The 15542-nt window shown below is 27.0% G+C and carries 15 protein-coding genes; all 15 read right to left on the bottom strand.

The window, feature by feature from the left end; genetic code table 11:
* Positions 1-118 precede the first annotated feature (118 nt).
* The 15 genes from AC2A4K_RS01085 to AC2A4K_RS01015 all read right to left on the bottom strand — a co-directional run bounded on the left by AC2A4K_RS01085 (position 119) and on the right by AC2A4K_RS01015 (position 15541).
* Entirely contained in the window at positions 119-259 is a 141-nt protein-coding gene (locus AC2A4K_RS01085) for a DUF6019 family protein (protein WP_322505231.1), read from the bottom strand.
* A gap of 48 nt (positions 260-307) precedes the next feature.
* Positions 308-1090 carry a helix-turn-helix domain-containing protein gene (locus tag AC2A4K_RS01080; RefSeq protein ID WP_322505230.1) on the bottom strand — a complete coding sequence of 261 codons (783 nt, stop codon included), beginning with the start codon at positions 1088-1090 and terminating at the stop codon, positions 308-310.
* Between the two features lie 455 nt (positions 1091-1545).
* The gene (locus AC2A4K_RS01075; protein WP_322505229.1) at positions 1546-2001 is read right to left on the bottom strand and encodes a hypothetical protein; all 456 of its coding nucleotides are present in this window, start codon (positions 1999-2001) and stop codon (positions 1546-1548) included.
* 473 nt (positions 2002-2474) lie between these two features.
* Positions 2475-2933 (bottom strand): DIP1984 family protein, encoded by a 459-nt coding sequence (locus AC2A4K_RS01070; RefSeq protein WP_322505228.1) that lies wholly within the window; start codon positions 2931-2933, stop codon positions 2475-2477.
* Between the two features lie 78 nt (positions 2934-3011).
* Complete coding sequence (locus AC2A4K_RS01065; protein ID WP_322505227.1) at positions 3012-3512, bottom strand: YbhB/YbcL family Raf kinase inhibitor-like protein; 501 nt, start codon at positions 3510-3512, stop codon at positions 3012-3014.
* 447 nt (positions 3513-3959) lie between these two features.
* Positions 3960-5465, bottom strand: a complete 1506-nt coding sequence (locus tag AC2A4K_RS01060) for a thiol-activated cytolysin family protein (RefSeq protein WP_322505226.1) — start codon at positions 5463-5465, stop codon at positions 3960-3962.
* Between the two features lie 614 nt (positions 5466-6079).
* On the bottom strand, positions 6080-7111 hold the full coding sequence (locus AC2A4K_RS01055) for a PTS sugar transporter subunit IIC (protein WP_322505225.1): 1032 nt from the start codon (positions 7109-7111) through the stop codon (positions 6080-6082).
* Between the two features lie 439 nt (positions 7112-7550).
* Complete coding sequence (locus AC2A4K_RS01050; protein ID WP_322505224.1) at positions 7551-7712, bottom strand: hypothetical protein; 162 nt, start codon at positions 7710-7712, stop codon at positions 7551-7553.
* Positions 7713-7736: 24 nt separating this feature from the next.
* A complete protein-coding gene (locus AC2A4K_RS01045; RefSeq protein ID WP_322505223.1) occupies positions 7737-8594 on the bottom strand; it encodes a hypothetical protein in 858 nt (285 codons plus the stop codon).
* Positions 8595-8820: 226 nt separating this feature from the next.
* The gene (locus AC2A4K_RS01040; protein WP_322505222.1) at positions 8821-9792 is read right to left on the bottom strand and encodes an HD domain-containing protein; all 972 of its coding nucleotides are present in this window, start codon (positions 9790-9792) and stop codon (positions 8821-8823) included.
* Positions 9793-10200: 408 nt separating this feature from the next.
* Complete coding sequence (locus AC2A4K_RS01035) at positions 10201-11112, bottom strand: DUF2935 domain-containing protein (protein WP_322505221.1); 912 nt, start codon at positions 11110-11112, stop codon at positions 10201-10203.
* A 264-nt stretch (positions 11113-11376) separates the two neighbouring features.
* Positions 11377-12054 carry a TVP38/TMEM64 family protein gene (locus AC2A4K_RS01030; RefSeq protein WP_322505220.1) on the bottom strand — a complete coding sequence of 226 codons (678 nt, stop codon included), beginning with the start codon at positions 12052-12054 and terminating at the stop codon, positions 11377-11379.
* Positions 12055-12290: 236 nt separating this feature from the next.
* Positions 12291-12842 (bottom strand): RNA 2'-phosphotransferase, encoded by a 552-nt coding sequence (locus AC2A4K_RS01025; protein ID WP_322505219.1) that lies wholly within the window; start codon positions 12840-12842, stop codon positions 12291-12293.
* 84 nt (positions 12843-12926) lie between these two features.
* Positions 12927-13745: a class C sortase gene (locus AC2A4K_RS01020; protein WP_322505218.1), complete on the bottom strand. Its 819-nt coding sequence runs from the start codon at positions 13743-13745 to the stop codon at positions 12927-12929.
* Between the two features lie 221 nt (positions 13746-13966).
* Complete coding sequence (locus AC2A4K_RS01015) at positions 13967-15541, bottom strand: SpaH/EbpB family LPXTG-anchored major pilin (RefSeq protein WP_322505217.1); 1575 nt, start codon at positions 15539-15541, stop codon at positions 13967-13969.
* Position 15542: the final 1 nt, after the last annotated feature.

The raw sequence follows: 15542 nt of genomic DNA, 5'->3' as shown, positions 1-15542 counted from the left end.
TAGAACTCTCTACTTTTCTTTCTCATCTTTTTTAGTATCCTAAAACTAAATGAACTATTATATGTTTTTAATTATAGACTAAACACACATAACTCCAAAATAATTATTTCTAACCATATTAAAATTCATCTTTATTTTTATAATTTCTTCCTAAATTTGATTCATTAATACCATTTTTCACAGCCAATTTTATTACAAAATAAATAGCAATTAGTACTATTATTGCAGTCCCACCGCTAATGCCTAATTCTTCCCACATAAAATCACTCCCTTATTTTAAGTAAATATTATTGTTATCTAGATAACTCTAAAAATCGCCATGCTTTTCTCTCATCTTCTTTAGTACCTTAAAGCTAAATTTATTAACATATTCATCATTCTTAACTATTAACTCATAAGCCTCCATCATAGAGGCAAAATATGCAACCATATACGCTCCAATTGAAATCATAAATGCACAAATAACATAATAGTCACTTGGTTTTCCATCTAAGTTAAATCCACTTTCTAATAAGAAAATAACTGTTCCACTTGCAATGATAAATCCTAAACCAGTTATTATTAAAGCAATATATTTTTTTCTTAAAATGTTATATTTACTTTTTAATTCTTTCAAAACATTTTCATCAAAGATAAGGGTTTCCCTTTTTAAAATCTTATAATCTTCCTCTCTAAAACTAGCTGCTATGATTAATCCAAATCCTAGAGCGACCATTATTGCTATGATTATAATTGCAAAAGAATCCTTTAAAAGCGCATAAGGGATATATGCTGCTATAATAGTACTGATTCCTAAAGAAGTATATTTTGAAATCTTATTGGCATTTATTAAAAAGCCTTCAATCATTTCTTTGCTCACATAATAACCTTTTTGAGTTTCAATATTCTCTTCCTTAGTTTCTTTAAGTAAATAATCAATAGACACATTAAAAAAATTACTAATCATAAGTAGTTTTTCAGTTTCAGGGAACCCCTGTCCATTTTCCCATTTACTTATCGCTTGTCTGCTTGTATTTAACCTTTCAGCTAATGCCTCTTGAGACATTCCTTTCTCTTTTCGTAGCTTTAATAATTTCTCACCAAATACCATATACATTCCTCCTATTTAACTTTGTACATGTATCTTATCAAAACAAGCTTTTTACTACTATCACTTTTAAAATGCACTTTGTCAACTTCAGGTTGCACTTGCGCAACTCCTGTAAAATAGCCATTTATATATATCAAAGCTTTCACTTAAGTTTGTATTCCTCAGCTTTTATTTTTTAGATTCTCTAATACTTATTTTCCTCCTTTTTTTGCCTATTGGTATTAATATATTAAACTTTTTATATTTAGCAAAAATACTGTTTTATAGATTTTAACATTTTTTACCTTATAACTTATTAATTTCAATAAAAGTTTAAAAAAACTTGATTCTAAATTAATATTCATATAGCTTAATTATTTATATAGGATTTTTTTTAATTACTACTTAACCATTTTTATTGTTGCTTAAATAAAAAGAAGAGGAATATATCCTCTCCTTTACCATATAAATATATTCTATTTTAATTTAGTACTTTCATAATTATAATCCACACTACTTCCAAGAAGCACATCTTCAATTTTCTCTACTATAAGCCAATCATCCATATTGTTTTGATGTTCAAAATCTAAAGGCTCTATTTTCTCTAAGTTATTAAACTCCACTAAACACAAACATTTTTTATTCCATCTTTTCATTTGCTTTTCAGATAGATTTAATTTATCTTGATTTTCTTGAATAACATTTAAAGAATCATCCTGAGAAAGTTTGACGTAATTTTTTACATTAATTATACTTGCTTTGGCACAAATTTTTTTAGATCCTTTTTTCATAAAATATAAGTCTTCACCTTTAAATACCCTACTATGAGGAATTTTTCTGCCTGCGGCTCCTCTAATGATCATTGTTTTTGTACCCTCAATTATCTTTTCTAACACCTTTTCTTTATCATCACAATAAACTACATGAACCATATTTCCCTCCATTTTCTCCCATTTATATCTATTAATTATACCCACTTACATAATATTATACAAACAAACTTTAATTTAATAATTATTATAAAAAATGATCTTTTTAAATTAGTATTGCTTTTTAGATATAACTGTAAGACCATCTTAATAAACCATTAATTTTAACAGGCTAGGTAAAAATCAACACTTATCTAAAGCATAGCCTAAAAAAAAAGACCAATATTCTATATAAATATAGAATATTAGCCTAACTTTACTCTAATCCCCTTACCCATCCTCACTTATTATTAACAGTCATATGGTTGTAAATTGTAAGTTGTAAATCGTACTCATGTAAATTGTTTGAGCATAAATTATAAAAAGAGTATCTGCTCCTAGATACATATGTACATTTAATTACCTTTTTCCTAGGTTAGGATTTATGACCTCTTTAATAAAAGCTACCAACTAAAAATACTTGTATTATTTAAAACTTACTCTATTAAGTCTATTGTCCAATTTAATCCTTGTAACTTTGTATCAAGTTCTCTATACTCCTTAGAGTATTTATTAATCTCTCTTTGTATCTCATCAACTTTCATTGTGGAAAATATTTTTATTTCAGTTTGAGAATATCTATTGACCTTTACTGTAGCCTCTTCCGCTATTTCTTTTAAAATATTTATTTTCTTTCCAATCATATCTCTTTTAACAATTAAGTCTGAAATACTTTCATTACTACTTGTAATATAGTCACTATTAGTCTTGTTAATCCTTAATATTAAATCTTCCAATTCATTTAATTTCAAAAATATTTCATCATATAAAATATAGGGATTTTCTGATGTTTCTTCTCCTTCTTGAACTAATAGATTCTGATTTATTCTGTTTTTTAAGTTCATTAATTGCTTTTGTAAGTCTGCTCTTAAAATTAATGCCTCAGCTAACTTCATCTTAATTCCTCCAATAAAAAAGCCTGTTAATATTAGTCTCTGTTTTAAAGCAACACTCAACTAAAATAAAGCCTAATATTAAGCTTCATAAATTCCTTTTAATGTGTATTCGTCTAATATATGTCCATCCATTTTCCTAAATAATTCATTTGCATAGAAGCCATTCTCTAAATCCACCATACAATCTAATGCATATACATGAATTTCATAAATATGAGCCTTATCTGGTGGTGCCATTCCCCCATAGTACATACATGCTTCTTTTGGTTTTTGTCCTCCTTGAATACTAATCCAGCTATTTAAGCCTTGTACAATATTCTTTAAAGTTCTACTTGCATTCTCAGGGATTTCTTTTTCTGTGATATTAGCAGCAACCCAATGAATCCATGAGAATCCTCCGCTTACTGGTATAGCATCCTTATCTTCAAGGAAAATAGCATATGATTTTGTCTTCTTTGGTGAATCTTTTATTTTTAAAGGAAGAGAGCACATTGGTATTCCATACTCATCTAAAGGTCCTCTTTTCCCAAATTCATCCTGAATAACTCCATCAATTATTCCCGTACTAGTTACCCTCACAAAATCATCTCCTAAAAATCTTATTTTTGATGCTTACCTCTTTTCTAAGCATCTCTGATTTATACTATGAGTTTATGATAAATCTAATATTTAGTAGACACAATTAATAACTTTTTTGTTTGTATTAAATAAATCGAGTAAATATAATAGGTATTTCCTTTTATCCTACTTAAAATTATTGATTTTATATTTATTCTATATAAAAAACTTATTTATTAAAATCTTTTACTTTGACTCTATTTAAAGTTGATTTTAATATAATTCCAAAAGAAAAAAGCTCTCCTTCCATTAAGAAGTAAAACTTTTTTCTTTACATATCATTATATATTCAATTTTGTTTTTTAATTATTTAATATCATATTTTATTAAATCTCTAACTTAAATTAAAGCAAATTCTAAAAGACTTTCATCTTTCTACTCTTTAGAATTAGTTATATTCCCACTAAATTAATTATAAGTGATACTAGATGCCGGATATAAAGTAGTCCCCCATATTGAAACATTTATATTATTTGTTAATGGTACATTATTCTCATTAATAACATTTCTCCACCATTCCCAAGCAAGTCCTGTACACTCTCTTGCCTTAATATTTATATTCTTTGTATTGGCTTCAAGTGGTATTACTGTAGAATAGTGAGCTGTTTTATCTTGGTAGTTTCCATCCCAAGTTTTATGAGTTAATACTTCATTTCCATTTTTATCGTATGAAACCTCATCCCATGATACATCAAACTGAGCAACATAAGCTCCACTATGATCAAGATTAATCTTTCCTTTAGAATATTCTGTAGAAGTTGTTTCTATATAATCTGTTTTATTATGTACAGCGGCAACTGAATTATCCTTTAAGAAAACACTAGTATATGAAATTGGATAAGCAGGATTTTTTGTACTAAATGTTGCATTATCTTTAATTACATTTCTTATTTCATCAAAGTCTTTAGTTACTACTTTGTTATGTTCCTGTGCATCTCCACCTAAAACAACCGCTGTAAATGAACTGTCTTCATAAATATCTTTATATTGTTCACTATTTTTTACATCAACATTTTTTATAAGGGCATTAAATGCAGCCTGTACATCTTTACTCTTAGATGTTGTTTCTAATTTAACATAAATAGTTCTACCATAAGCTACGTTTGAAACCATAAGTGGTGGTGCTTCGTTGCTTACTCCCTTTTGAGTTAATTCATTAAATGTAACACTATCATCAAAAAGTTCAGATGGATTATTAGGTAACTCTGCACTTACTGTATAAAATATTTGTTTATATGCTAAAACCATAACTTTTTTTTCATTGTTTGCTACGGCATTAAAATCTATTCCAAGTGAGTTCTCAAGAACCTTAGCATTAACATTAAGTGCACTTGCTATTTGAGATTTACTATAAACCATAGATTCTGAATATTGAGTTCTTGCAGGTAAGGTATGTGTTGATGAGTACTTATCACTCCAATTGGATACTAATTGGTCAATTGCTCCTGATACCTTTCCGTAAGTTGGATTGTCCACTTTTATAGTATTTTCATTTTTTAAGCCTGGTAAATCTATACTGATATTCATAGGTTTTCTTTTACACATTAAAAGTGTAGGTCTATTTTCAACAAAGGCATCATCTGCAAGTTGTAACGCCCCTGGATATGTACGATCATTTACAGAATCAACTATTGAGATATCTACTGGTGATGTAGTAAGTGATTTTTTCTGACGCTCTACTACTACAAATTTATCTCCTGTCTTTTTACCCTCTTTTGGAACAAAGCTTTCAATTGTATCTCCATTGTTTGCTAATACTTCGTTTCTATTATAATTTAAGCTTGCTATTCCTGAGTTAATCCCCTCTTGATTGTTAGTAGTATTTGTTGCTGCAAAAGTAGCTACTGGCTGTGTAAACAGACATAAAGCCATTGCAATACTTGCCATAAGTTTTGTTCTCTTAAATTTTATCATAATGTGAATCCCCCTCTTGTAATATAAGTTGATGGTTAATTATCCATTAAACCGTAACAAGTTCATTTTATTTTTCCAATTGTTTAAACAATTAAAAAATGCTTATTATTTTTAGCTTTTTCAGAAAATATTTTCAAACTTTACTTCTATAAGATGCTCAAATTATTGCCTACGCTCAAATAAGTAAACGTATTCTTAGAGTGTAAAAGGAGTCATCTAAAATTACTATTTTATTTAGGTGATTTATCTATTATTAATATGCTTATACACATACCATAATAGATAAATTCACAACCCATTAAATACTCCTAAAAAACTCTTTTTATTAAAATTTAATTAAGAAAATATTTACTAATTGTTCATTTGTAATAAGCAACTTCAATATAACAGACTAAATAATTGCTTTCAATACTCTGTGCATAACTGGCCCTTAAGCGTGAATAACTGGACTTCAAATTATAATTTATAATCACAAATAGAATTTCAAGGTGTTAAAATAAGTCCACAAAAACTTAAAAATAAATTCAAAAAACACTTATAAATATATTCCGAGAGATATTCCCTTCATACTATTTATAAGTGTTTTAGAAAAAGTTTTGATGCAACTCTTTTAATTACTCTATCTCTAGAGCATTCCCACGAATCTCATCAACTGTATGTATTTTATAATTTTTAAATAATAAATATCCTATGTATCCACTACCTGCACTTACAACTACACATCCTAAAGCAGTTAATAATACTTTGTAAGCTGGATTATAAGCAAACATTACAGCAAATCCTGCAATAGGGGTAGCTGTACCTGGAGACATGTTAGTAAGCCCCATTAAAACTATTATTATACCACATAAAGCTCCACCAATAAAATTAGTCACATAGATTGGAATAGGATTAGCTGTGATTATATCAGCCTGTGTTAAAGGCTCTATAGCTACTGATATTGTATCCTTCTTGCTTCCAAACTTCATCTTTTGGAATAAAACAAAATTTAAAAAAGATGATCCGAATACTGATAATGCTCCTATTGCCATTGGTGCTCCCGTTAGTCCAAGCATGGCTGTTAATGCCATTGAACTTAAAGGTGCTGTAGCAACTACTGTTATGATTCCACCAAGGATTATTCCCATTATTATTGGATTAGAATCTGCTGAAGCTATTAAAACTTGTCCAATTTTTAATAAAGTAGAATCAACTATTGGTGTTGTGAAATCACCTATGATTCTTGTAAGAGGTGTAGCTATAACTATTATTACAATTAAATCTAAACCACTTGGTAATTTTTCTTCTAAGAATTTCACTACAAATGACATTAAATAACCTGCTATAAATCCTGGTAATATTCCTAATCCTAAACAAGATAGTCCTATTAAAACTGAATAAACTGGTGAAACTCCTAAAGCTAGTGGTACAAGAATTGCCGCTGCAACTCCTCCTAGGCTTCCATTAGCATCTCCAACCTTCTTCAAAAACTCTATATTTAGAATATTTCCAAAGAATGATGAATGAAATGCCTCAACTAGAAAGCTCGCACAAGCAGCTCCTGCTAATGCTCCCATAGCCTTCATTCCATGTGGTGCTTTGTAACTAAATAAAGTAAACAATCCTAAAACCATTAATAAAAGTCCTGCCCCAATTAAAACTTGCATAAATTTTTTCCTCCTTAGTTTTTAAAAAACCTTTTCTTAAAAATGTTTATTGATTGATATTTATAATAAATTGTATTATTACCTATTAATTTTTTAATCTTCCATGGACTTGTATAATTTATTTTTTAATATTACTTTTATAAATATTAAATCCAACTTAATATTTATATTTTTTTAAGGTTATTTATCATTTTATACTAATTTTTAAAATAATTAAACATTTTTTTAATAAAATGAAAATTTTTAAATATAAAGGAGAAAATATTACAACTTTTCCCTGTTGCATATTTTCTCCTATTATTTGGTTGAAATATTTACTTATATGCTGTTTTATTTACTCCAACTAACAAAGTATAAAACTTCTCAATTAAATTTATATCTTTATAATAATATATATCCATATAATCTTGTGACATTAATAATTATTTTAGCACTTAAATTACACCCATATTTTTATACTTATAAAAATAAATATTAAAGTAATTATCATGCAAATTATCTTAGATAAAATTTTTACATCTTTTTCTTTCCAAGTTTCATAAATATCTTTTATTCCATCAACTAAATCCCATAAAAACATCAATTTCTCAAATAACCACATCTAAGTATCCCCTTAAACAAAGCTTTAATTTCTAATAAAATCTGAATTCATTTTTTGTTTTAGAAAAATCCACCATTGATTATGAAATCCATCATAAAAAACTTCTTCAAATTCATCATTATCTAGTAACCATGCTCTTACTATAGGTATTAAGTCCTCAAATATTTCTCTAGGATATCCTAAATCTAAATCTAGTTGAAACATATAATGACTTATGACTATAATTCCTTGTGGTTTTAGTACGGAATCTAAAGTTTTTAATAAATTTAAAAATGGTTCTTTTAAACTTTCATTAAAACTCTTATTTGCCACTTCCCTCTTAACTAATTCAATCATTTTAGGTAAACATTCCATCCAATCACAATTTACTGTATCAACATCATTTTTAGCACATAAGATTCCTTGAAGAACATCATTTACTCCATGCTGAAATGCTATTATATCAACTTCTCTTTCTTTTATATATTCATTTATAACCCCAGCATCATCATCGATGAGCTCTAAACTTATATTTAAATCTTTTGTTTTTCTAATAAGACTCTCATTTAAAGCCTTATTCATGTTTGCTGTTATATATTTTGAATTTGGATTTGAAACTGATAAACTTTGAGGAATCATATCAGCATCTCCAGATGCTACTTCTAAAAGACACACCTCATTTTTTCCATATAGCTTATTAAATAGTTCTGACCATTTCCACCTAAAATAAAGTTCATTTACTTCTGTAAATTCATTTATTGGTTTTTCTAATAAATTTCTTAATAACTCTTCTCTAACCTCAGTGTTAAATTTTATAAAATTCTCATATTCTTGTTCATTCAAAAACCTTTTTGCATTTTCTAAAGATATAATTTCACTCCTAAAATTATCTATCGCTCTCATATCCTCTTTCCCCTTTAAAATAAATTATAGAAGAAATAATATCATATATACTATTTATTTACGCATATCTAGTTTTGAATTATATATTTTTTCAACTATATGTATAATAATTTCAAATTTACAAATTTTACTTAATAAAAAAGCTATATCAAAATCAATTAACAAAACTCATAATTGAAATATATTATGAGTTTTATCACAGGCTTTGATATAGCATAATTTTTTATTATAAAATTCTAATGTAAGTTCCCGCTTTACATGTTTTTAGAGCATTTTCATTTAATGTTTCAACTTTTTCTGACTTTTCTGATGCTAAATAAACTTTATCTTCTATAACTAAACCTGGGTTAATAGTTCTTATCTTATTTACTTGATATATATCATAATTTTCACTATCTTCTACTACTTTAGCATCATAATTTAATTGATTAACAAAAGCCATTACCTCTTCATCTTTAGAACTTTTAAGTATATTAAACACGTAATTATCATCTTCTAATAAATCATCTAACGTAATCTCATTTACCTTTAAAGCAGCCTTTATTGCTTTAGACAATCTATCATTAGAATATATACTAAGAGGATTCATAAATAAGCCTATAACCTCTTTATAGTATAAATCAACAAACCATTCAGCACTTTCAATAGAACTAATAACAACTTCCCCATTAACTACTCTTAAACTATCTAAAAAGGGTTTAATTTCTTCCTTTGATATAACACCATAGCTAAACATATCTCTTAATGTATAATCAATTCTATCAGCACATAATTTTGGTGCTTTTCTTTCTAAGATAGTCCATTTTGATTCATCATAAAGTATTTCTTTTGGATCATAACCATATTTATTTAATATCTTAGGAATATCAGAATTCTCAATTACATTTTCGAATATTTTCTCATGATAATCTTCTTCTTTGTTGCCTACTACTAAGTCAACAACATGAGAAAATGCAGTATGAGATATATCATGTAATAATCCTGCTGCCTGCTCTGCTATACTTCCTCCCATAAGGCGTACAAATAACATTACTCCAACTGAATGCTCATATCTAGTAACATTCCACCCTGGATTAACAAGGTAGTTAGCTCCCCCTTGATGAATGTTCTTTAATCTCTGAACTTCCCTTGTGTTTACTAGTTCCTCTAATACTGGCTCAACAACAAACTCACCATATACTACATCTTTTATCTTCATGTTCCCCTCCTATTTCTCTTAATATAAAAACTTAAATCATAACATTTTACCATTCAAAGGTAGCTTATTTAAATCAATTATTGTTTTTAATTAATAAAATAATAACATAGCTTTTATTATTTTATTCTCAAATATATTTAAAATTAAAATAAAAAGCGAGCATACAATATACTTACTTTTTCTTTATTTAAAAATTCTATTATCAAACTTATTAATCCTTTTTTATTTTTTAGAGACATTAAAAATTTAAATAATACATATTTACTGATGCAACTACTGTTATATCAGTATTATTTAATTTAAAACTCACAATTGGCGAATAATTATATTTAATTTACTTCAAATACAAAAAGAGCTAGTTTTTAAACTAACTCTTATAATATTCTACTTAAAGATAAATTTCATTATTTAGTCTTCATAGCTTTCTAGTATTCTTACATAGTGATTTGCTTCTCTTAGTACATGGTCAGCAAGAAGTGGTACTATTATAGACCTTATCTCACAATCAAGTATTCCTTTTGTACCAGCCTTTTTAAAATCTCTTAACTTAATTGTTTCTGCTAATGTATCATCTGTAACACTAGGCATTGTCATTTCCATAGCATGACTTGCTTCTTCAATTAATTCGCTAAACTCATTTGCAAAATCATTTGCAGTACTTACTAATTTAGCTTCACTTGGATCAAGTAATCCTCTAATAAATAAAGAATGCTCCATCATAATTTGATTCCAAAATAGTTCAGTTTCTTTAACATTACCATTATCTATATCGTTATTACATTCAATCTCCTCTATATATGAACGATATAATTTAGCTTCTCGTATTATATGTTCAATAAGTAATGGATAATTTACTGTAAACAGCTTACAGCATAACATACCATCTAGAATTTTCATTTTAAATTCTATTAGTCCATCCAATAATTTCAAGGCTCTATTATTAATACTCTTTACACAGCTTATCACCTTAGAATCAATATTCTTTATAGTTGCGCATTCCAAATCTTCCTGCATTAATGTTATCTTAGAATTAATGTTTATTCCTGTATAATATTCTGTTTTCTTTTCTGCACTTAAAGTATACTCAGTAAAAACTTCTCCAGAATTTATTACTGATTGTCTAACCCTTCCTTGGCTTAATTTGACCACCTCTAGTAGAAGCTTTTCAAAACTCTCTTTATACCTATCAGCCTCTTTAGCAAGTTTTGAATTTTTAGGTGTAAATCCAGCCTCTAAAAATAGGGAGTGTTCCTTCATAATTCTCCCAAAAAAAAGATGTAATTCTAGTGATGATGTAACATACTTCTCTCTAGTTATCATAGCTCTCTCCAATACAAGTTTTCTATATTATACTCTTATAAGAACCATTATGTTCTTAATTATAAAACCTATATTTTTATATTATTTCTAATAAAATTGGATTGAAAGATTTAAGAATACTAAATAGATTTATATTTTATAACATAGTAGTTATAAGACTTTTAGTTTATCAATAGCTATTCCGTAATTCATAAATATTAGCCTTTAATATCCTAAAAAAATTACCCCTATTCTTCAGAAAGGGGTAATTTAAATAAAATAACTTTAAAGCTTTTCTATGTACTTAAAAACATCTTTTCTAAATATAACTCCTAAAACACAAGCTATTAGTGCTATTACACCAACAACTATCACAGTAACAATCTTACCTTGTGCTAAATTTGCTCCCATAAAAGATGAAACAGCTAAGGCTGGTATTCTTCCAAGCATAGAAAATATTATAAAATTTTTCATTGTTATGTTACTCAGAGCACAAACCATAATAAGTGAATCCTTAGGTGCACCTGGTACAAGGAATAATATTACTAAAATCAGTTTAAATTTAGGACTATTCAATACTTTTTCTAAGCCATCATACATATCTTTAGGTACAAATTTTTGTACTAACTTCTTTCCAAACTTCTTGCATATATAAAATAAAGCCGCTGATCCAACTGCAATTCCAAAGAATGAAAGCAAAGTTCCTTCTAATGTACCAAATATATATCCCCCAGCCGCTTGTATAACTTCTCCAGGGATAAAAAATATAACAACTTGCAATACCTGAAATATAAAAAATATTAAAGCTGCCCAAGCACCAAACCCTTCAATATAACTCTTTATAACCTCACCATTAGTAATCAATTTATAAAAAACTATTATCTGCTCTCGAGTTAAATAAAGAGTTATTCCTGTAAATATTAAAACTAATATACTTAAAATTATTAAAATCTTCTTTTTCATAAGTTAAATAAATCTTTGATTTTCCTCCTTAACTAGTTTATTTTAAATTTATGGCTTTAGTTTATGTTAATGTTCCCTATAATACTTTATATATAACCTAACTTTAACCACATTAACTCTTTTTATGTAAATCTATTGTAATTTTTTACATACATTATAACTTAATTTTATATGTTAGAGATTATAATAATATTAAATTTGAATTACATTTTAACTTTAAAAGTCTGGCATATAATTTAATCTATTCTTAATTCTTTTATATATTCTACAGGTACATAATCACAAAGCCATACATTGTTATTAGATAAATAAAATTTAATTTCTTTATTAAACATATCTTCTGCATTTACTTCTAAAATAACTAAATCTCCATGTCTCTTGCCAACAATACTTGCTGTTTCTAAATCCTTTGATAAATGAACATACTGTCTTTCCTTTTTTATAAGTCCATTTTTCAAAATAGAATCTAAATATTTTCTTCCAGTACCATGATATAGTTTATTAGGAGGTTTAATAGGCTTTAATTCTAAATTTACAGGAATTGAGTGACCTTGATTGGCTCTTATCTTACTTTTATCTTCATTAAAAGAATATCTTTGTTTTGAATCTCCTCTAACTATTCTTTCTAAGTCATCCATATTAAAATCTTTCCAAGATTTATTTAATCCATTTATTAAGTCTGAAACATTTAAATATCCATGCTCATCTAATTCTAATCCTATTTCTTCTGGTTTATGTCTTAATATTAAACTTATATATTTACTTATTTTTGTATCATTATTTTTCATCCTCAATTACCAACTTTCATCTATATAAATTGACTTTATTATAACTTAATCTAGTCGCGCTTACATAGAAATATTTATATTGATTTAAGCTTTCTTTTTAGATTTAAATTTCATGATTAAAAATACTAAGAAAATAAATAATATTATTGTAAGTAATATTATTACTATTAATATAAGATTTTGATTTGAATGATTAAAAGTGCTTATTTCTTTTGGAATATCATCTGCGTGATTTGAATTTAATTCAGTTCTTTCTCCTCTTACTAATAAACGTTCAGTATTAACACCATAAGGATAACAAGTTAGTAAAGTAACATAGTCTTTACCATTAACTATTTTTAAATCATCAATTTGGTTAGGATTTACCACTTTAATCTGATCTACTTTATAAGCAAGATCTTTTTTGAAAACATGTAAATAGAATATGTCTCCTTCTTTTAATTTATCTATATCTGTAAATAATTTTTGATTTGTCAGACCAGTATGAGCAGACAATACAGAATGAGTATTTACTCCACCAATTGGAATAGAAGTGCCTTCTAACACTCCAACCCCCTTTTTTAATGTATCTACTGAAGTTCCAAAATATATAGGTAAATTAATATTTATACTAGGAATTTCTATATATCCTAATACGCTCCCCTGCTCAATATTTAAATCTGAAGGTAGATTATTGTCTGCAGTTCCATTGAATAAATCTTGATTATATTTATTAATTTTTTTTATTAAACCACTAAGTTCTTCATCATTAACATTATTTATTTTTTTTGTATAATCGGAAATTGTGGAAACTGCCATTTTATTGTTTATGTAATTAGAAAAGCTAGGATATAGTAAGAATCCTAAGGCAATTAATGTAATTAAAATTAAAATAAAAAAATATAGTTTTCTTAGCTTTTTCAAATAATTTTTCATAGTAATAAAATTACTATGAAGTTCACCTCCTCAATTAAATATAATGCATCAAATATAAATATTATCTCATAAAAAAACTTCTTTTTAAGTAAAGGATTATATAGAATAAACTTTACATTATAAAAAGAAGTTTTTTATTTAGGCTATGTTTTAGGTGAATGTTAAGTTTTAGCTAGTTCTTCAGACTTAGCTTAAAACAAACCTTTTATTTAATATTTATTTTTAGTTTTTTTATTATTTTCTAATTTAATGTATCCAAGCCCTAATATAGCTAGAACGCAAACCACACTTAATAAGATAATAGCTATTTTTATGAATCCTGTTGTTCCAAATCCACCTGTGTTTGGAAGAGAGAATCCTTCATAGTTTTCTATTTGAACATTAAATAAAGTATTTCCATCTTTTTCTGAAATATCATCTATTATGCTAGAAGCCTCATTGATGTTAGAAATATTTATAGTGGCAGCACCATTATAATTACCTCTAATATCTTTGTTAGCTGTAATTCTTAAGTCTATCGGATCTTTTAATAGACTATATCCATTTGGAGCTTTTTCTTCTGTAATAATATAAGTTCCTTCTTCTAATCCTGTGAATGTTGTAACACCATTTGAGTCAGTTACTGCATTTCCTGTAAGAGGAACTACTTGTCCATCTTTATTGTATGTATATGATGCTAATACATTTCCTTTAGAATCTTTTATTGAGAATTCAGCACCAGCTAAAACTTTAGACTTATCATTTGAATCAACTTTTTTAATACCAAATCCCCAAGTATAAGAAGTAACTTTATCAGTTAAAGTTTTATAACTATTTTCAACATTTGGATTATTAGTATAATCTAATTCTATAGTATTGGGATTACCAGGATTTCCTACAGTACTAACAACTGCCTCATTATTTAAAGTAGCTTGGTAATTTAATGTTAAACCAGTATCTACATAAGTTTTTATATTATCATATACAAAATTAATTGTAATCACTGTTGAACCATCTGATTGTTTTTGTGAACTTAAAGTATAATCTTCTGGACTACTAAAAACTTTATCTCCTGAAGTTATTTTAAATCCAGTAGCCTCATCGTATGTTAACCCTTTGCTCATAGTATCTGTAAATTTATACATTATATTTTTCGCATTTGCTTCATATGTTGGTATAGTCGCATTTACTTGATATTTTATAACATCTCCAATATTATCAGAAGAAGTTTTAACTTTTTCATTATTTTCAATTATATTTTTTTCTAATGCAGGAGTATTATCTTTTGGATTAATAGTCACATTATAATTCCATGTATCTCCTGAAACTTCTGGAACTGAAACTAATATAGGTCCTGAAGCAACAGCAGCCCCCTCTGAATCACTTGAAGTTTCTGTTACTAAATAATATCCTAAATTAACAGTATTTTCTTGTCCCTCTAAAAGTTTTTGTCCTAATACATCATTATCAGTAACATATTTATGTAAATCAACGGCAAATTGTTTTGTTTGTTCTGCATCTAAATTTTGTATATCATTTTCAGAATAAGAACCATATTGTGAATTATTAAAAAATCCTTTAAACTCACTAGTTGGTGAATATTCATAAGCATCTCCACTCTGGGTTGCATCTAATAACTTATATGCATTAAAAGTTGCCCCATTTTTTGCTATTGTTATACTACCTGTAGTTGGTGCATTCTTAGAAATTGATGGTGTTGCTGCAAATACAGGGATTGATGTTGCAATAAAAATAAACATGAATGACATAAAGATACTAAGTTTTTTTAAAATATTGTTTTTCATT

This window comes from Clostridium sp. LIBA-8841, assembly GCF_057782475.1.
Note: the sequence above shows the minus strand (reverse complement) of the source record. Positions and strands in the feature narration are given on the sequence as shown.